General features: G+C 74.6%; 16 protein-coding genes. 8 read left to right on the top strand and 8 right to left on the bottom strand.

Translation table 11 applies throughout. From position 1 onward, the window contains the following. Positions 1 to 180 precede the first annotated feature (180 nt). Positions 181 to 1,812 carry a chaperonin GroEL gene (gene groL / locus WCD41_RS26960; protein ID WP_337718332.1) on the top strand — a complete coding sequence of 544 codons (1,632 nt, stop codon included), beginning with the start codon at positions 181 to 183 and terminating at the stop codon, positions 1,810 to 1,812. Between the two features lie 441 nt (positions 1,813 to 2,253). On the opposite strand, the gene WCD41_RS26955 is transcribed toward groL, so the two are convergent. Both WCD41_RS26955 and WCD41_RS26950 read right to left on the bottom strand, forming a co-directional pair. Next, positions 2,254 to 3,600, bottom strand: coding sequence for an MFS transporter (locus WCD41_RS26955; protein WP_337718331.1), 1,347 nt, complete (start codon positions 3,598 to 3,600; stop codon positions 2,254 to 2,256). Between the two features lie 103 nt (positions 3,601 to 3,703). Then, positions 3,704 to 4,324, bottom strand: coding sequence for a TetR/AcrR family transcriptional regulator (locus WCD41_RS26950; RefSeq protein ID WP_337718330.1), 621 nt, complete (start codon positions 4,322 to 4,324; stop codon positions 3,704 to 3,706). Between the two features lie 86 nt (positions 4,325 to 4,410). Between WCD41_RS26950 and WCD41_RS26945 the strand changes: the two genes are divergently transcribed. The 6 genes from WCD41_RS26945 to WCD41_RS26920 all read left to right on the top strand — a co-directional run bounded on the left by WCD41_RS26945 (position 4,411) and on the right by WCD41_RS26920 (position 10,562). After that, positions 4,411 to 5,196 (top strand): hotdog domain-containing protein, encoded by a 786-nt coding sequence (locus tag WCD41_RS26945; protein WP_337718329.1) that lies wholly within the window; start codon positions 4,411 to 4,413, stop codon positions 5,194 to 5,196. Continuing rightward, positions 5,196 to 6,026 carry an alpha/beta fold hydrolase gene (locus WCD41_RS26940; RefSeq protein WP_337718328.1) on the top strand — a complete coding sequence of 277 codons (831 nt, stop codon included), beginning with the start codon at positions 5,196 to 5,198 and terminating at the stop codon, positions 6,024 to 6,026. Before WCD41_RS26945 ends, WCD41_RS26940 begins: the two co-directional genes overlap by 1 nt. Further along, the gene (locus WCD41_RS26935; RefSeq protein WP_337718327.1) at positions 6,023 to 7,675 is read left to right on the top strand and encodes an AMP-binding protein; all 1,653 of its coding nucleotides are present in this window, start codon (positions 6,023 to 6,025) and stop codon (positions 7,673 to 7,675) included. Before WCD41_RS26940 ends, WCD41_RS26935 begins: the two co-directional genes overlap by 4 nt. A 7-nt stretch (positions 7,676 to 7,682) precedes the next feature. Next, positions 7,683 to 8,708 (top strand): zinc-dependent alcohol dehydrogenase family protein, encoded by a 1,026-nt coding sequence (locus tag WCD41_RS26930; RefSeq protein ID WP_337718326.1) that lies wholly within the window; start codon positions 7,683 to 7,685, stop codon positions 8,706 to 8,708. Between the two features lie 65 nt (positions 8,709 to 8,773). Next, positions 8,774 to 10,072, top strand: a complete 1,299-nt coding sequence (locus WCD41_RS26925; protein ID WP_337718325.1) for an MFS transporter — start codon at positions 8,774 to 8,776, stop codon at positions 10,070 to 10,072. A 46-nt stretch (positions 10,073 to 10,118) separates the two neighbouring features. Continuing rightward, on the top strand, positions 10,119 to 10,562 hold the full coding sequence (locus WCD41_RS26920) for a YccF domain-containing protein (RefSeq protein WP_337718324.1): 444 nt from the start codon (positions 10,119 to 10,121) through the stop codon (positions 10,560 to 10,562). A gap of 57 nt (positions 10,563 to 10,619) precedes the next feature. Here the strand turns inward: WCD41_RS26920 and WCD41_RS26915 are convergent, their stop codons facing one another. After that, complete coding sequence (locus tag WCD41_RS26915; protein ID WP_337718323.1) at positions 10,620 to 11,159, bottom strand: cysteine dioxygenase family protein; 540 nt, start codon at positions 11,157 to 11,159, stop codon at positions 10,620 to 10,622. Positions 11,160 to 11,176: 17 nt separating this feature from the next. Further along, positions 11,177 to 11,791, bottom strand: a complete 615-nt coding sequence (locus WCD41_RS26910) for a GNAT family N-acetyltransferase (protein WP_337718322.1) — start codon at positions 11,789 to 11,791, stop codon at positions 11,177 to 11,179. A 236-nt stretch (positions 11,792 to 12,027) separates the two neighbouring features. Between WCD41_RS26910 and WCD41_RS26905 the strand changes: the two genes are divergently transcribed. Continuing rightward, entirely contained in the window at positions 12,028 to 13,323 is a 1,296-nt protein-coding gene (locus tag WCD41_RS26905; protein ID WP_337718321.1) for an NAD(P)-binding domain-containing protein, read from the top strand. Here the strand turns inward: WCD41_RS26905 and WCD41_RS26900 are convergent. The 4 genes from WCD41_RS26900 to WCD41_RS26885 form a co-directional block, all read right to left on the bottom strand. Then, positions 13,221 to 14,399: an RNA polymerase sigma factor gene (locus WCD41_RS26900; RefSeq protein ID WP_337718320.1), complete on the bottom strand. Its 1,179-nt coding sequence runs from the start codon at positions 14,397 to 14,399 to the stop codon at positions 13,221 to 13,223. The genes WCD41_RS26905 and WCD41_RS26900 overlap by 103 nt on opposite strands. Beyond that, entirely contained in the window at positions 14,396 to 14,806 is a 411-nt protein-coding gene (locus WCD41_RS26895) for a YciI family protein (protein WP_337718319.1), read from the bottom strand. Before WCD41_RS26895 ends, WCD41_RS26900 begins: the two co-directional genes overlap by 4 nt. Before the next feature lie 87 nt (positions 14,807 to 14,893). Then, positions 14,894 to 17,401 (bottom strand): AAA family ATPase, encoded by a 2,508-nt coding sequence (locus WCD41_RS26890; protein WP_337718318.1) that lies wholly within the window; start codon positions 17,399 to 17,401, stop codon positions 14,894 to 14,896. A 49-nt stretch (positions 17,402 to 17,450) separates the two neighbouring features. Next, the gene (locus tag WCD41_RS26885; RefSeq protein ID WP_337718317.1) at positions 17,451 to 17,843 is read right to left on the bottom strand and encodes a hypothetical protein; all 393 of its coding nucleotides are present in this window, start codon (positions 17,841 to 17,843) and stop codon (positions 17,451 to 17,453) included. Positions 17,844 to 17,851: the final 8 nt, after the last annotated feature.

Raw genomic sequence — 17,851 nt, 5'->3', positions numbered from 1 at the left:
GGGGGGCGACACCCCGGGCGGTTCGGTTGCACTCGCCCGACCCGAGTGCCAGCATGGGTTTGGCACTCGGTATCGTCGAGTGCCAGGTCGGGACGGTGAGGCCGGCGGAACGGAGCCGGTCGTCCGTCGCGGGCACCGCGCCTGACCGAGTTACGTGTCTCTCATCGGAGGACCACCCGCATGGCCAAGATGATCGCGTTCGACGAGGAGGCCCGTCGCGGCCTCGAGCGGGGCATGAACAGCCTCGCGGACGCCGTCAAGGTGACCCTCGGCCCCCGCGGCCGCAACGTCGTCCTGGAGAAGAAGTGGGGCGCCCCCACCATCACCAACGACGGCGTCTCGATCGCGAAGGAGATCGAGCTCGAGGACGCCTGGGAGAAGATCGGCGCCGAGCTCGTCAAGGAGGTCGCGAAGAAGACCGACGACGTCGCCGGTGACGGCACGACCACCGCGACCGTCCTCGCCCAGGCCCTCGTCCGCGAGGGTCTGCGCAACGTGGCCGCCGGTGCCAACCCGATGTCGCTGAAGAAGGGCATCGAGAAGGCCACCGAGGCCGTCTCGCAGCAGCTCCTGAAGTCGGCCAAGGAGGTCGAGACCAAGGAGCAGATCGCCGCCACCGCGTCGATCTCCGCCGGCGACGCCCAGATCGGCGAGCTCATCGCCGAGGCGATGGACAAGGTCGGCAAGGAAGGCGTCATCACCGTCGAGGAGTCGCAGACCTTCGGGCTCGAGCTCGAGCTCACCGAGGGCATGCGCTTCGACAAGGGCTACATCTCGCCCTACTTCGTCACCGACCAGGACCGGATGGAGGCGGAGCTCGACGACCCCTACATCCTGCTCATGTCCTCCAAGATCTCGTCGGTGAAGGACCTCCTCCCGCTGCTGGAGAAGGTCATGCAGTCCGGCAAGCCGCTGGCGATCATCTCGGAGGACGTCGAGGGCGAGGCCCTGGCCACCCTGGTCGTCAACAAGATCCGTGGCACCTTCAAGTCGGTCGCCGTCAAGGCCCCCGGCTTCGGTGACCGCCGCAAGGCGATGCTGGCCGACATGGCCATCCTCACCGGTGGCGAGGTCATCTCGGAGGAGGTCGGCCTCAAGCTCGAGACCGCCGACCTGAGCCTGCTGGGCCGCGCCCGCAAGGTCACCGTCTCCAAGGACGAGACCACGATCGTCGACGGCGCCGGCGCCGCCGACCAGATCCAGGGCCGCGTGCAGCAGATCCGCTCCGAGATCGAGCGCAGCGACTCCGACTACGACCGCGAGAAGCTCCAGGAGCGTCTCGCCAAGCTGGCCGGCGGCGTCGCGGTGATCCGCGCCGGTGCCGCCACCGAGGTCGAGCTCAAGGAGCGCAAGCACCGCATCGAGGACGCGGTCCGCAACGCCAAGGCCGCGGTCGAGGAGGGCATCGTCGCCGGCGGCGGCGTCGCCCTGCTGCAGGCCTCGGTCGGCGACGTCTTCTCGGGCCTCGGGCTCGACGGGGACGAGGCCACCGGCGCCAACATCGTGCGCACCGCGCTCGAGGCGCCGCTGAAGCAGATCGCCCACAACGCCGGCCACGAGCCCGGCGTCGTGGCCGAGAAGGTCCGTGGGCTCAACACCGGTGAGGGCCTCGACGCCGCCACCGGCGAGTACAAGGACCTGATCGCCGCGGGCATCATCGACCCCGCCAAGGTCACCCGCTCGGCGCTGCAGAACGCCGCGTCGATCGCCGCGCTGTTCCTGACCACGGAGGCCGTGGTCGCGGACAAGCCGGAGAAGGGCGGCGGCGCTGCTGCTGACCCGACCGGCGGCATGGGCGGCATGGACTTCTAGTCCGCGCCTTCTCGCTGCACACGAAGGGCCGCACCCCACCGGGGTGCGGCCCTTCGTCGTGTCCGGGGTGCTCGTGGTGGTGGGAGCGAGGGACTCCCTGACTGCGTGCCAGGCAGCGAGGGAGTCCCTCGCTCCACGGCCGTGGCGCGCCTGCCGGGGCGAGAGGCACGTTCCGCAGGCCGCGACGCCTGATGATCATGCGCAACGTGCCTCTCGCGGCGCGGTGGGGCACCGGGGTCACCCACCCCGTTCCGGCCAGGGGCGCCCTTCGCTCATCTATCCGAGCGAAGGGCACCTTCGTTCGGAACGCACGGGTTCCTCGAGCGCACGGGCTCCTCGAATGCACGGGCTCCTCGAACGCACGTGCCCATCGGGACGGGCGAGCCGCCGACGCGAACGGGGACTTCGCGCGCATAGAAGCAACGAACAGCGCGTTCGCTGCTACCGAGGGGTGCCGGCGCGCACCGACTCCGCGCCACGACTCGCCGCCTCCTCGTCCTGCGAGGTCGCGTAGAGGTCGCGGCGGAAGCGCTCGCGGATCGTGATCACGGCGAGGAAGGTCAGCGCCGCGGTGCCGATGATGTAGAGCGACACCGACCAGGACGCACCGGTCGCCGCGAGCAGCGCGGTCATGACGAACGGCGCGAGGCCGCCCGCGAACACCGACGCGAACTGGTAGCCCAGCGACGCCCCGGAGTAGCGGACGTCGGCGGGGAACATCTCGGCGTACAGCGTCGCCTGCGGCCCGTACATCGTGGCGTGAATCGTGAAGCCGACCAGCAGGGCGAGGAAGACCAGCGGCACCGAGCCGGTGTCGATGAGCCAGAACAGCGGGAACGCCCAGATCGCCATGCCGACCGAGCCGGCGAGGTAGAGCTTCTTGCGGGAGCCCATCCGGTCGGTGAGCGCCCCGAAGAACGGCATGGTGATCACCTGGGTGAGCCCGGCGCCCATGACGCACAGCAGGATCGACGTGCGCGACATCCCGACGGTCTTGGTGGCGTAGTCGAGCACGCCCGAGATCAGGATGTAGAAGGTCGCGTTGACGACGAAGAACGCGCCGGTCGCCTGGAGGATCTCCTTCCAGTAGACCCGCACGGCCTCCACCAGCGGGGCCTTGCGCAGGCCGGCCTCGCGCTTCGCCTCGGCCGAGCGCTCCTTCAGCGTCCTGAACACCGGGGTGTCCTCGATCTTGAGCTGCACGTAGAGCCCGATCAGCACGAGCACCAGCCCGGACAGGAAGGGGACGCGCCAGCCCCAGCTCGTGAACTGCTCGTCGGTGAGCGTCGCGGTGAGGACCAGGAAGAACAGGTTGCCGGCGACGGCCCCGAGCACGGCGCCGGTCTGCACGAGGCTGCCGTAGAACCCGCGGCGCTCGACCGGCGCGTGCTCGGTGAGCAGCAGCGCCGCCCCGCCCCACTGCGCGCCGACACCGAGGCCCTGGACCAGGCGGGCGAGGACGAGCAGCACCGGCGCCCAGACGCCGATCACGGCGTAGTTCGGCAGCACGCCGATCGCGAACGTCGCGACGCCCATGACCAGCATCGCCGCCACGAGCGGGGGCTTGCGGCCGTACCTGTCGCCGGCGTGCCCGGCGATGATGCCGCCGAGGGGCCGGGCGACGAAGCCGACCGCGAACGTCGCGAACGACGCCAGCGTGCCGGCGACCGGGTTCGACGACGGGAAGAACTGGGGCCCGAGCACCAGGGCCGCCGCGGTGGCGTAGATCAGGAAGTCGAACCACTCCAGGGTGGTCGCGAAGACGGCGGCCGTCGCGAGACGCCCCATCCGGGGCGCTGCTGCGGGCTGTGGGTGGGTCACGGCGTCGGCCCTCTCCGGTACACGAACGATCGTTCGTACCGTACGAGCGCGGCGGCGCCGACCACAAGCCTCAGTGCGCGAGCGGGCTCTCCAGCAGCGCGAGGGCGTAGCGCGCCTGCTGCTCGGCGAGCTGGCCGCGGGAGAGCCGCCCGTCGGGCCGGTACCACTGCGCGACGCCCGCGAGCGCCGAGAGCACGGTGCGGGCGGCGTCGGCGGGGTGGGGCGTGCGGAACTCCCCGGACGCCGCGCCCTGGGCGACGATGTCCTCGAACACCGCCTGGGTCGCGTCGCGGTCGACCACCAGGCGCTCGCGGTCCTCGCCGGCGAGGTAGCGCACCTCGTTGGTGGACACGACCATCGCGAGCTGGTGGTCGACCACGAACCGCACGTACGCGCGCACCACCTCGCGCAGGCGCGAGACCGCGTCGTCGCCGGCCTCGTCGACGGCCACGTGCAGCCGGGTCACGAGCTCGTCGTTGGCGTGCCGGAGCACCTCGGCGAGCAGGCGCGACTTCGACGGGAAGTAGTTGTAGAGGTTCGACAGACTGGTGCCCGCGCCGCGCGCCACGTCGCGCATCGAGGCGCCGTGGAAGCCCTTCGCCCCGAACGCCTCGAGGGCGGCGTTGAGGATCGCGGCCTCGTGACCACGGCCGGTGTCCCCGACGAGCGAGACCGTCGAACGCGCGTTCACGTCACCAGGGTAGGGCCCTTCTTGACGCCGTCACGAGACAGATGGTGGATTGGTACACGAACAGTCGTTCGTGTGGAGGTGTGCGGGTGGCCGACCGCTGGTTCGAGGACTTCGTCGTGGGGGAGCGGTGGACCAGCGCCCCGCGCGTCGTCACCGACGACGATCTCGCCGACTTCACCCGCGTCAGCGGCGACGACCACCCCTTGCACGCGGGACCCGGCGCGATCCTGCAGGGACCGTTCGGGGTCGCCGTCGCGATGGGGCTGCTGCAGGGGCTCGACATCCACGGTGACGCCGTGCTCGGTCTCCTCGACACCCACTGGGCCTACCGGCGCCCGGTGCGCGTGGGCGACGAGCTGACCCTCGAGGTGACGATCGTGCGCGCCCGCCGGACCTCGTCGGGCGACCGCGGCGTCGTCACCCGGGCCATGAGCCTGGTCAACCAGCTCCGCGAGACCGTCCAGGAGGGCACGACGGCGGCCATGATCGCCGCCCGCAGCGCCGGGCCCGACCCCGTCGGCCGCGCCTTCGGCACGGTCGGCTGGGCCGAGGCGCTCACCGACAAGGCCGACCTCGCCGACGAGCTCGCCAGCTGGGACGGCGCGATCGGCCTGCGCAGCGGCGATGACGAGGTGCACGTCCGGATCTACCGCGGGCGCGTCGTCGAGGTGGCGCGCCGGTCGCCGCGCGGCGCCACGTTCACCCTCGGCGCCGACGCCGCGACCTGGCTCGAGCTGGTCGAGGCGCCGGACAACCCGTTCATGCGCCTGGCGATGGCCGGGCGCTTCACCGTCACCGGCGACGGCTACGAGTACCTGCGGCTGACCTCCGCGCTCCACCGCCTCGCCGATGCCGCCCGGGAGATCGCCTGATGCGCGCCGACTACCTGCCGCTGGCCGGCGGCCTCGCCTTCGTCGAGCAGCACGGCGGCGGGACCGCGCCGCCCGTGCTCTGCCTGCACACCGCGGGTCAGAGCGGCGTCCAGTGGCGCCACGTCGCCCCGGCCCTCGCCGCCCGCGGGTACCGGGTGATCGTTCCCGACCTGCCCGGTCACGGCCGCTCCGAGCCCGCGCCCGGCGGGCCCGTCACCGACCTCGGGGTCTACGCGGACTGGTGCCTGCAGCTGATCGCCCGCCTGGGGCTCGAGCGCCCCGCCGTCGTCGGCTGCTCGATCGGCGGCAAGATCGCGCTCGACGTCGCCGTGCGGGCCCCGGACCGGCTCGCCGCCGTCGTCGCCATGGCCGCCGACGCCCACACCGGCGGGCGCCCGTCGGTGCGCGGGCTGCGCCGCGAGCTCGCCGACGTCGCCGCGCCGAGCCGCACCGACCGCACCTACCTCGGCACACTGGCCGTCGTCGGCAGCGACGTCCCGCGCGAGCGCGCCGAGCTGATCGCGACCATGCACCGACGGGAGGACCCGGCCGTGTCCACCTCCGACCTCTTGGGCTGGGCGACCCACGACCTGCGGGGGCAGCTGCCGACGATCACCTGCCCCGCCCACATCGTCGTCGGCGACGACGACCTCTGGCTCGACGTCGCCCGCGTGCGCGAGGCCGCGGCCAGCATCCCCGGCGCGCGCTGCACCGTGCTGGAGGGCATCGGCCACTACCCGATGGAGGAGATCGCGGACTTCGACGCCGTCCTCGACGGCTGGCTCACCGAGCTCGCCGGGCCCCCAGCGGTCACGGCGGTCACGGCATGACGGAGCGAGCGACGGCGACCCCGCACCCCGTCGGCCCCTTCCCGGCGCCGGGCGAGCGGCCCGCCGACCTGCCCGACCTCCTCGGACGCCTGGCCCGCCGCGACCCCGGCGCCACCGTCGTGCTCGACACGACGCCCGACGGCACGACGCACCCGGTGAGCCGCGCAGACCTGTGGCGACGCGTCCGCGCGCTGGCCGAGGAGCTGCGCGAGCACGGGGTGGCGGCCGGCGACGCCGTCGCGGTGTGGATGCCGAACTGGAGCGACGCGCTCGTCTGGCAGTTCGCGGTGGCCGCCCGCGGCGCGCACGTCGTCGGCGTCAACACCCGCTACGGGATCGAGGAGGCCGGGCACGTCCTCGGCCGGGCCCGTCCGGTGCTCGTCGCGCTGGCCCGGGGCTTCCACGGCCTCGACCTGCTCGAGCGTCTCCGTGCCGCCGTCGAGCACTCCGGCGTCGTGCCCGAGGTCGCCGTCGTCACCGGACCGTCCGGCGCCGAGGCCGACCCGGAGGCCTGCGACGTCGGCGCCGGCGCCTGGACCCCGCACCGCGACGACGGCCCGGAGCCGGCGCACGCCGACCCGGCCGCGCTCGCGGTCGCGTTCACCACCTCGGGCTCCACCGGGTTGCCCAAGCTCGCCGCCCACACCGCCACCGCGGTGCTCGCCCACGCCGTCGCCGACGCCGCCGTGCTCGGGCTCGGCGAGGGCGACGTCGTGCTCGGGGCCCTGCCGCTCTCGGGGGTGTACGGCTACAACGCGGTGATGGCCGGGCTCGCCGCCGGCGCGACGGTGCTGCTCGAGCCGACCTTCGACGCCGCGCGGGTGCTCGGTCACATCGAGGCCCACCGCGTCACGCACGTCGGCGCCGGGGACGACATGGTGCTGCGGCTGCGCGACGCCCACCGTGAGCACCCCCGGGACCTCTCGAGCTGGCGCTGGTGGGGCGTCGCCGACTTCCAGGGCCGCAGCCACGAGCTGGCCGCGTGGCTGGGCGCCGAGGCCGGGACGGCGGTGACCGGCGTCTACGGCTCCTCGGAGGTCTTCGCCCTGACCGCCGCCTGGCCCGCCGACGAGCCCGCGCCCGCGCGCTGGGCCGGCGGCGGGCGCGTGGTGCACCCCGACATCGCCGTCCGCGTCGTCGACCCGGACACCGACGCCGTCCTCGAGCCCGGCCGCGAGGGCGAGATCCAGTTCCGCGGGCCCAACGTCGTCGACGCGTACCTGGGCGCCGACGCTCCGGACGTGTGGACCGCCGACGGCTGGTTCCGCTCCGGCGACCTCGGCGTGCTCGTCGACGAGGGCGTCTTCGTCTACGTCTGCCGCCGCGGCGACGCCCTGCGCCTGCGGGGCTTCCTCGTCGACCCGGCCGAGATCGAGCTGCGGCTGGCCGCCCACCCGGACGTGGCGACGGCGAAGGTCGTCGGCGTCGAGGGCGCGGACGGGGCCACGACGGCGGTCGGCTTCGTGGTCGGCGCGGCGGGACGGGCGCCCGCGGGGGAGGATCTGGTGGCCTGGTGCCGCGAGGCGCTCGCGGGCTTCAAGGTGCCGGCGGCGGTGCACGTCGTCGACGCCATGCCCACGACGTCGGGCACGAACGGCACGAAGATCAAGGCCGCCGAGCTGCGCCGGTGGGCCGTCGAGATGGGGTGAGCCCACGGTGCGAGGCGTCTACCTGCCGGGCGGACGACGGGTCGACCTGCGCGAGGTGCCCGACCCGGAACCGGGGCGCGGGCAGGTCGTCGTGCAGATGCGGGCCTCGACGATCTGCGGCAGCGACCTGCGGGCGATCTACCGGGAGCACCTGGGCGAGGGCCCCGAGGCCTACCAGGACGTCATCGGTGGTCACGAGCCGTGCGGGCAGGTCGTCGCGGTGGGCGCCGAGGTCGAGCGGATCCGCGTCGGCGACCGCGTCGTCGTCTACCACATCAGCGGCTGCGGCCAGTGCGACGAGTGCCGCCGCGGCTACCAGATCAGCTGCACCTCGCCGCGGCGCGCGGCCTACGGGTGGCAGCGCGACGGCGGGCACGCCGACCTGCTGCTCGCCGAGGAGCGCGACCTCGTCCCGCTGCCCGACAGCCTGACCTTCCTCGACGGGGCGTGCGTGGCCTGCGGGTTCGCGACGGCCTACGAGGCACTGTGCCGCGCGGCGCCGGCGGGCGGCGAGCAGGTGCTGATCACCGGTCTCGGCCCGGTCGGCCTCGCGGCCGGGATGCTCGCGTCGGCCATGGGCTCGCCCTGGGTCGTCGGCACCGACCCGTCGCCCGACCGGCGCGCGCTGGCCCGCGACCTGGGTGCCGTGGACGTGGCCCTCGAGGGCGCCGACGAGGAGCTCCACGATCTCCTGGGTGACGGCGCCGAGGTCACCGTCGACTGCTCCGGCGCCGGCGTCGCCCAGCTGACCGCCCTGCGCCACACCCGCCGCCACGGCCGGTGCGCGCTCGTCGGCGAGGGCGGGACGCTGACCGTCGACGTCAGCGAGGTCCTCATCCACCGCCAGCTCGCCGTCCACGGCTCGTGGGTGGCGTCGACGTGGCGGATGGCCGAGCTGCTCGAGCGGCTCGCGCGGTGGGATCTGCACCCCGAGCGGGTCGTCACCGACCGCTTCGCGCTGGAGGACGCGGCGCGTGCGTACGAGGTCGCCGACGCCGGTGCGCGCGGCAAGGTGGGGATCGTGCGCGACTGACGCTTCACGGTGGGGACACGGTCGCCTACGCTCCGTCGCACCGGGGGCGAGCGGAAGGAGCGCGGATGAGCCAGGTGTCCGATCCGACGAGCACCGAGCGCCACCGGTTGCCCGTCCGGACCCTCGTCGCGGCCAGCATCGGCAACGCGATCGAGTGGTTCGACTGGACGATCTACGCGACGTTCGCCGTCTACTTCTCGTCGCAGTTCTTCGACAAGAGCTCGCCGACGCTCGCGCTCATCGGCACGACCAGCACCTACGCGCTGGCGTTCTTCTTCCGTCCGCTGGGCGGCATCCTGCTCGGGCGCCTCGCCGACATCCGCGGGCGCCGCTGGGCGATGCTCGTGACGATCTTGCTGATGGCCGGCGGGTCGTTCGTCATCGCGATCCTGCCGACCTACCAGGCGGTCGGGTGGCTCGCGCCGATCCTGCTGCTGCTGGCCCGCATCGCCCAGGGCCTGAGCCTCGGCGGCGAGGTCTCCAACGCCAGCGCCTACCTCGCCGAGATCGCGCCGCCCGCCCACCGCGGCCGGTACTCGAGCTTCTTCTACATCTCCACCGGCATCGCGCTGCTCGCCGCCAGCGTGCTCGGGCTCGTGCTGACGACCACGCTGTCGCGTCCCGAGCTCGAGTCGTGGGGCTGGCGGATCGCGTTCCTCGTCGGCGGCGTCCTCGGCCTGGTCGGCATGTGGCTGCGCCGCGCGCTGGCCGAGACCGAGCAGTTCGAGGAGAACCGCGAGCGCGCGAAGGCCGTGCGCAACCCGCTGATGCTGACCCTGCGCGAGCACCCCAAGGCCGTGCTGCAGCTCTTCGGCTTCACGCTGCTTTCGACGCTGTGCTTCTACACGTTCTTCAGCGCGCTGACGCCGTACGCCGTGCAGTTCCGGGCGGCCGAGGGCGGCGAGGTGTTCCTCGCCCTCTCGATCGGCACGATCGTCTTCATCGCGCTGCAGTACCCCATGGGCTACGCGGCCGACCGGTTCGGGCGGCGCCCGCAGCTGCTGATCTGGTCGGCGCTGATGACCGTGATCACCGTGCCGTTGAGCCTGCTCATCACCGAACGGCCGCCGCTGATCAACCTGATCATCGTGTTCGTCGTCGGCCTGGGGCTCTACACGTTCATGTCCTCGATCGCCCCGGCGATCATGAGCGAGCTGTTCCCGACCGAGCTGCGCGCCCTGGGCATCGGTGCCTGGTACAACCTCACGGTCGCGCTGTTCGGCGGCACCGCGCCGCTGCTGATCTCGGCGCTCTCGAGTGCGGACCGTCCGCAGCTGTTCTTCTGGTACGTCTCCGGCGGCGCGCTCGTCGCGTTCCTGATCATCCTGACGCTGCCGGAGACGAAGGGCCGCCAGCTCACCTAGCCCTCACGGAGCGGACGTTTCGGGCACGTGGTGGCACTCTGGTGCCATGGAGCTGCTCCGGACACTGCTCAACCTGATCTGGCTGGTGCTGGCGGGCGTGTGGATGGCTCTCGGTTATCTCCTCGCCGGCATCATCTGCTGCATCCTCATCGTCACGATCCCGTGGGGCATCGCGTCGTTCCGGATCGCGCTGTTCGCCCTGTGGCCGTTCGGCAGCCGCATCGAGCGCCGCCACGACGCCGGGGTCGGCTCCACGCTCGGCAACGTCATCTGGTTCGTCGTCGCCGGGTGGTGGCTCGCGATCGGGCACGTCGTGACGGCGATCCCGCTCGCGGTGAGCATCGTCGGCATCCCGTTCGCCTGGGCGAACCTCAAGATGATCCCGGTGTCGCTCACCCCGCTCGGGCGCCGGATCGTCGACACCGACGACCCCCGCGGGTTCGGCGTGGAGGGTCACCACGCCGCCCCGCCGGTCGGCGCGCGCCGCTGACGGAGTGGAGCTGCGGACACTGAACGTCTGCGGAGCCACTCCGCTGACACGCCGCGGTCAGCCGGACACCGGGAGGTCGTAGCGGCGGCGGATGCTCGAGCCGAGCCTGCGCACGTCGACCCCGTAGACGTGCAGCGAGATCGTCGTGGTCGGTGCCGAGTTGGTGACCTGGTGGATGTCGCCGGGCGGGAGCAGGCCCGCCACGGAGCCCGGCCCGGCGACGTCCTCGCCGTCGACGACGAGGCGGTCCCCGACGCGGAGGTAGCGGATCTCGTGCTCCTCGCCCGCGTGCACGCCGACCACGCACCACGAGAGGTGGTCGTGGATCGGGGTCGTCTGCCCCGGTAGCCACACCAGCGCCACCAGCGAGAACGCGCCGTCGTCGGCGACGTGCAGGAGGTGCTGGCGGTAGTGCTGCGGGTCACCGACGCACTGGGCAGGCGAGAGCAGCCGCGGGTCGCCGAGGAACGGGGCCAGGGCGTCACCGACGGCGTCCACCCGGGCGAGGCCCGGTGCGGACTGCCGGACGGCGGCGTCGAGGTCGGCGGTCAGGGCGGCCAGCGGTGTGATGATCCGGCTGACGGGTGGGGTGGTCATGGCGGGGCTCCCGGGGGTCAGGCCGCGACGAACGCCGGGGTCCCGGCGCGCAGGTCGGCGGTGAGGGTGGTCTCGTGGCCGTCGGTCTCGACGGCGAGGATCGGCAGCACGGAGGCGAGCAGGACGCGCATCCCGGTGTTCTCGGTGAGGACGTCGGCGACGAGGCGCGAGTAGCACTCCTCGCGGCCCAGGACGGCGACCGCGGCGAGCAGCCGACGTCCGACGCCCCGGCCCTGCCAGGTGTCGACGACCTCGATGGCGAGCTCCGCGTCGCGCAGGCTGCCGACGGCCTCCGGCGCGGCAGCTCCGCTGCGCTTCGTGCCGCAGGGCCCGATGAGCCGGGCGATGCCGATGGGCTCGCCGCCGGGGCCGAACGCGGCGACGGCGAGGTGCCGGCGCCCGTCGACGGCGGCGAGCTTGCGGCGCACGGCCCCGCGCAGCCGCGGGGTGGCGCCGTGGAAGCGCAGGTAGCGGCTGTGGTCCGACAGGCCCGCGAAGACGGTGTCGAGGACGTCGAACTCGTCGGGGCCCAGCTCCCGCAGCGTCACGGGAGCTCGACCGCGGGGTCGGAACGGGGGTTCCTCCGTCACCGGGGTGGTCGAGGTGTTCGGGACGAGGTGCACGGCGGCCATGTCGGGTCCTTCCTCGTGGCCGGACTTCGATGCCCGGCGACGTCACCGAGCGTGCTCCGCGGGCCCCGCCTCCCTCGTCGGTGAGCGCTCCCCATCTCGCGCGCCGGCGGTACCTACGCCGGTCCCCACACCGGGAGGTGGGCAGGGCAGCCGCCCGGGATGGGCAGCCGACGCCGATCCGGTCGCGGGGCGGTCTCCCTAGCGTCGAGGGAGCATCGACGAACGAGGAGGAGACGATGGACGTCATCGTGATCGGCGCAGGTCAGGCGGGTCTCGCGATGAGCCGGTGCCTGACGCGGCGCGGTGTCGGGCACGTGGTGCTCGAGCGGGGACGGGTCGGGCAGCGGTGGCGTCGCGAGCGCTGGGACTCGTTCACGCTGCTGAGCCCGAACTGGCAGACCCGTCTCCCGGAGGGCGCGTACACGGGGTCCGACCCGGACGGCTTCATGACCGGCCGCGAGGTCGCCGCGATGCTCGGCGACTACGCCGCGCACACGGGCGCGGAGGTCTGCGAGGGCGTCACCGTGCGTGCCGTCGACCCCGACGCGGCGGGCTGGCGGGTCCGCACCGACAAGGGCGACCTCACCGCCCCGGCCGTCGTCGTCGCCACCGGCGACCTCGACGTCCCGGCGGTCCCCGCCCTCGCCGCGGACCTGCCCCCGCACGTCGTCCAGCTCCACACCCGCGACTACCGACGCCCCGGCGCGCTGCCGCCCGGTGGGGTCCTCGTCGTCGGGGCCGGCCCGTCGGGCCAGCAGATCGCCGGCGAGCTCGCCCGCGCCGGGCGCGCCGTGCACCTCGCGGTCGGGCGTCACAAGTGCCTGCCGCGCCGCTACCGCGGCCACGACACCTACTGGTGGATGGACCGCATGGGCACGCTCTCCCGCACCCGGGAGTCGCTGCCCGACCCGTCCGCCGTCCGCACGCCGAACGCGGTGCTGACCGGTGGCACGCGGGACCTCGACCTGCACCGCCTCGTCGCGGACGGCGTGGTGCCGCACGGCAGGCTCGTCGGGGTGCGGGACGGCACGGCGTCGTTCGACGGCACGCTCCCGGCGATGGTCGCCGAGGCCGAGGACAACGCCGTGCGGTTCCGCGCCAGGGTGGACGGGTTCGTGGCCCGGAGCGGCCTCGACGTGGCCCCGGAGCCGGCCCGCCTGCCGCGGCCGGCGCCCTGGGCCGAGGAGGCCGACCGGGCGCTCGTTCTGGGCCGCATCGGGACCGTCGTCTGGGCCACCGGGTTCCGCCGCGACTTCTCCTGGGTGCACGCGGCGGTGCTCGACGCGGCGGGGGAGCCGGTGCAGCGGCGGGGGGTCACGGCCGCGGAGGGCCTGTACTTCCTGGGCCTGAAGTGGCTGCACCACCGGTCGTCGAGCTTCCTCGACGGGGTGGGTGCGGACGCGGAGTACCTGTCGCGGTTCCTCGCCGATCAGCTCGCGTCGTCGCGCAGCAGCTGGCGCACCCGCGCGGCCTCGCGGGTGAGGTGGTCGCGCTCGGGCACGCTGGCGGCGGCGCCGGCGGCCTCGGCGTAGAGGGCGGCCGCCCGCTCCCGGTCGCCGGCGCGCTCGTGGAGGTGCGCGGCCACCGCCGCGTAGCGCGGCACGTCGGCGTCGACCGCGGCGAGGGCCGCGAGACCGGCCCCGGCGCCGTCGGCCTCGCCGACCGCCACCGCGCGGTTGAGCCGCACCACGGGGCTGTCGGTGATCGCCAGCAGCTCGTCGTACCACCCGACGATCTGCACCCAGTCGGTCTCGTCGGCGCTCGGGGCGTCCGCGTGCAGGGCCGCGATCGCGGCCTGCGCCTGGTACTCGCCGAGGCGGTCGCGGGCCAGGGCGGCCTGCAGGACCGCGACGCCCTCGGCGATCAGCGTGGTGTCCCAGCGCGAGCGGTCCTGCTCGGCGAGCGGCACCAGGGCACCGCCCGGGCCGGTCCGGGAGTCGCGGCGCGCGTGGTGCAGCAGCATCAGCGCGAGCAGCCCCGCGACCTCGGGCTCGTCGGTGAGCGCGACGAGCTGGCGGGTGACGCGGACGGCCTCGGCCGCCAGGTCGGTGTGGTCGGGCCCGTCGCCGCCGTAGCCCTCGTTGAACACGAGGTAGAGCACCCGCAGCACGGTCGCGAGGTCGCCGGGCCGGTCGAGCGGCAGCCCGGTGATCCGCTTCTTGGCCCGGCTGATGCGCTGGGCCATCGTCGCCTCGGGGACGAGGTACGCGGCCGCGATCTGCCGGGTGGTCAGGCCGCCCACCGCGCGCAGGGTCAGCGCCGCCGCCGCGCTGGAGGGCAACGTCGGGTGGGCGCACAGGAAGTAGAGGCGCAGCGTGTCGTCGGCGGCGGCGCCCGGCTCGGCGGGCGGTTCGGCGTCGACCACGACCTCGCGTCCCCGCCGGGCGGTCTCGGAACGGGTGGCGTCGAGGAACTTGCGCCACGCGGCCGCGACGAGCCACCCCTTCGGGTCCCGGGGCGGGTCGCCGGGCCAGGTCTCGAGCGCGCGGATCAGCGCCTCCTGCACCGCGTCCTCGGCCGACGCGAAGTCCGCGCCGCGCCGGCCGAGGACGGCGATGACCGCGGGGACGAGCTCCCGCAGATCCGCCGTGTCGAAGCCCGGTGTCACTCCGTGTTCCCGGGCACCCCGGTGAGGAACGGCCGGACCTCGAGCCACTCGCCGATCGGCTCCCCTCCGGCCCCGGGTGAGGCGGAGAGCTCGCCCGCCAGCTCGACCGCGCGGTCCCAGGACTCCACGTCGACGATCATCCAGCCGGCGATGAGGTCCTTGGTCTCCGCGAACGGGCCGTCGGTGACCGGCGGCCGGCCCTCGCCGTCGAACCGCACGAACGCCCCGGCGGTCGAGAGCGCCTGGCTGTCGACGAACTCGCCGGTGTCCTGCAGACGGGAGGCGAAGTCGGAGATGAACTGCATGTGCGCGTCGACCTCGGCGGGCTTCCACTGGTCCATCGGCGTGTAGTCCATGCCCGGGTGGCCCGGTCCGCCCCGGTAGTGCTTGAGGATCAGGTACTTCATCGTCGTTCGCCTCCGTCGATCGTGCGGTTCGTACCCCGGGGACGGAGCGGCCGTCGCGTTCTCGACACGTCTCGAGAATTCTGGCCCTCAGGAATCCCGGGACCGTCGCGCGGCCTCCTCCCGCGAGCCGACGCCGAGCTTCGTGAGCACGGCCGAGACGTGGTGGTCGACGGTGCGGACCGAGAGCACGAGGCGCGCCGCGATCTGCGCGTTGGTGAGCCCGTCGGCCACGAGCGCGAGGATGTCGGCCTGGCGCGGGGTGAGGCCCTCCGGGTGGGCGCGGGTCCCCGCCTGCGGCCCGCGCGGGATCCGCCGCACCCCGAGCGCCTGCAGCCGGCGACGCGCGAGGCGGGCCGCGGGCGCGGCGCCGAGGTCGTCGAGGATCCGCAGGCCCGCGGTGATCGCGTCCTCGTGGCCGGCGTCGACGAGCTCCAGCGCCTGCTCGTAGGACCCGGCGGGCCAGGCCGCGGCGGCCGGCTCGCCCGCGAGGGCGAGCGCGTGGCGCGGCCACAGGTCGCCGGTCGGCTCGTCGGGGGCCGCCGCCAGGCCGCAGCGCAGGCCCTGGCGCAGCAGGTCCCCGCGGGCGCCGGCGAGTCCGGGCCGCCGCGACCGCGCGAGCAGGGCCCGGACCCGCGCGTGCTCCCGCTCGCCGTCCCCGTCGAGCCAGGCCTTCTCCGCGAGGCCGGCCGCGGTGGTCAGCAGCACCGGCAGGCTGTCCGCGCGGGTGGCGAGCTCCCAGGCGCGGGCGAGGACGGCGTCGGCGTCCGGATCGCCGCGGCGGGCCAGCAGGCGCCCCAGCGTCGGCAGCGTCTCCCTAGCGAGGATGCCGGCCTCGGGCACGGTGCCGACGAGGCGGCGCAGCCCGGCCTCCGCGGCGTCCCACCGCCCGTCGTCGACCATGAGCTGCAGCCCGAACGCCTCCAGCGAGTAGCCGTGGGAGAGGAAGTCGCCCGACCGCGTGCTCTCCAGGCCCTCCGCGACGACGGCGGCGACCTCGTCGTCGCGCCCGAGCCGGCGCAGCGCCTTGACCAGGCTCGTCCAGCCGCGGGCGGCGTGCTCGCGGTGGCCCGAGGCCCGCGCGGCGTCCAGGCCCTCGCGCACGGTGTCCGGCCCGTCGGCGTGGCCGAGGAACGCGCGTCCGAGGCCCCGGTAGACGGTGCCGAGCGCGGTCGGCGGCACCGTCGCGAGCTCGGCGAGGCCCGCCTCCTCCTGGTCGGCGAGCACGTACAGCACCCCGCGGTGGGTGCGGGCGAGGGCGTTCTCCGGGTCGAGCGCGACCGCCCGGTCGAGGGTCGCGACGGCGTCGGCGACGTCGCCGCGGATGTAGAGGTGCCGCGACAGCCCGACGAGCGCCCGGACGGTGGCTCCCGGGTCGTCGCCCGCGGTGCGCAGTGCCACGGCGTGCCGGGCCGTCGCGACGGCCTCCTCGACGCGGTGGGCGGTGTAGAGCTCCCAGGCGTGCTCCTCGGCGATCGCGGCCTGCTCGGCGGGCGGGAGGCGCTCCGCGTGCGGCGCGAGCTGGGCGTACCAGGCGAGCGACTGCTGGTGCGCGCCCGCCGCGGCGGCGGCCCGGGCGGCGGCCGGGGCGTGGGCGAGGACCGCGTCGACGTCGGCGCAGCGGGCCGCGTGGTGCAGGATGCGCGCCCGGTCGGGCGGGTCCTGCGCCAGCAGCGCGGCGAGCACCGTGCGTTCCAGCCCGAGGCGGCGGATCGGCGGGAGCGCCTGCTCGACAGCCTGGCGGGCGAGCTCGTGGCGGAACGCGACCGCGGCGCCCGACAGCCCGACGATGCCCCGGCGCTCGGGGACCTCGACGTCGTCGCGCCAGGCGGGACGCAGCACGTCGAGCAGCGCGTCGTCCGCGTGCCCGGGGATCACCGCGAGCAGGTCGAGCAGCTCCTGGGCGGGCCGGGGGAGGTCCGCGACCCGGGCGAGGACCGCGTCGCGCACCGACACCGGCAGGCCCTCGCTCTGGGCGGCGATCAGCTCGGTGACGAGGAACGGGTTCCCCAGCGTCGCGGCGTGGACGCGCAGGCCGGCGGCGCCGGCGAGGGTGGTGACCGCGCCGACCGTCAGCGGGCGCAGCGCCGGGCGTCGCGTCGAGGCGGCGGGCAGGCCGCCGAGCAGGCGCTGGAGCTGCGAGCCGGGGTCGACCTCGTCGTCGCGGTAGCTGAGCACGAGCACCGCGGGCAGCCGGGCGACGCGGCGGGCGGCGACGGCGAGGACGTCGAGCGTCGCCTCGTCGGCCCAGTGCACGTCCTCGACGACGAGGACGGTGACGGGCGTCCCCAGCTCGGCGAGCACGGCGTCGTGCACCGCGTCGGTGCCGCCCGCCGCGAGCGCGGCGCGCAGGGCGGGGGCCACGAGTGCGGCGTCGTGGAACGGCCCGAGGGTGCGGGAGGTGAGAAGGTCGTCGCAGGCGCCCTCGAGGAGGCGTGCCTCGGCGAGCCCGGCGGTCCAGGCCCGCAGCACGGTCGTCTTGCCGAGCCCGGCCTCGCCCGCGAGCAGCACGGTGCGGCCCTCGCCGCCCCGCGCGTCGGCGAGGGCGGCGTCGAGCTCGGCGAGGACCTCGCCGCGCTCCAGGATCTGCACCCCCACGGGGCCACGGTAGGTCGTCGTGACGGTCATGGCGGCGGCTCGCGGTGCATCAGGCGCTCGTGCGCGCGCTGTCGAGCAGGCCGAGCGCGAGCGAGAGCCGCCGCCCGAGCCGGCGCAGGTCGTCGAGCCGGGGCGTGTCCGGGCTCCCCGTGTCCGCGGCGTGGTCGACCTGCCAGTGCATGGCGAGTACGGCGGCGAGGCGGGTCCGCTCGGCGTCCGCGGCCGGGACGAGCGACAGGGCGTCGACGACCTCCGCCGCGCCGGCGGCGACGTCCCGGCCGACGGCGCGCCAGTGCAGGCCGCGCGCGACGTCCAGGGCGTCGGCCTGGCTCAGGCGCCGCCACAGGAACGCGGCGGTGGCGTAGGTGCGGATGCGCTCGGTCTCGGCGGCGTCGAGGACGCCGAGGCGCAGGTCGAGCTCGGGGTCGGTGATGGCGTTCACGGCGGGCT

This window comes from Actinomycetospora aeridis, from assembly GCF_037400275.1.
In the GTDB taxonomy this organism is placed as follows: Bacteria; Actinomycetota; Actinomycetes; order Mycobacteriales; family Pseudonocardiaceae; genus Actinomycetospora; species Actinomycetospora aeridis.
This window is presented reverse-complemented; position numbering and strand designations above follow the sequence as displayed.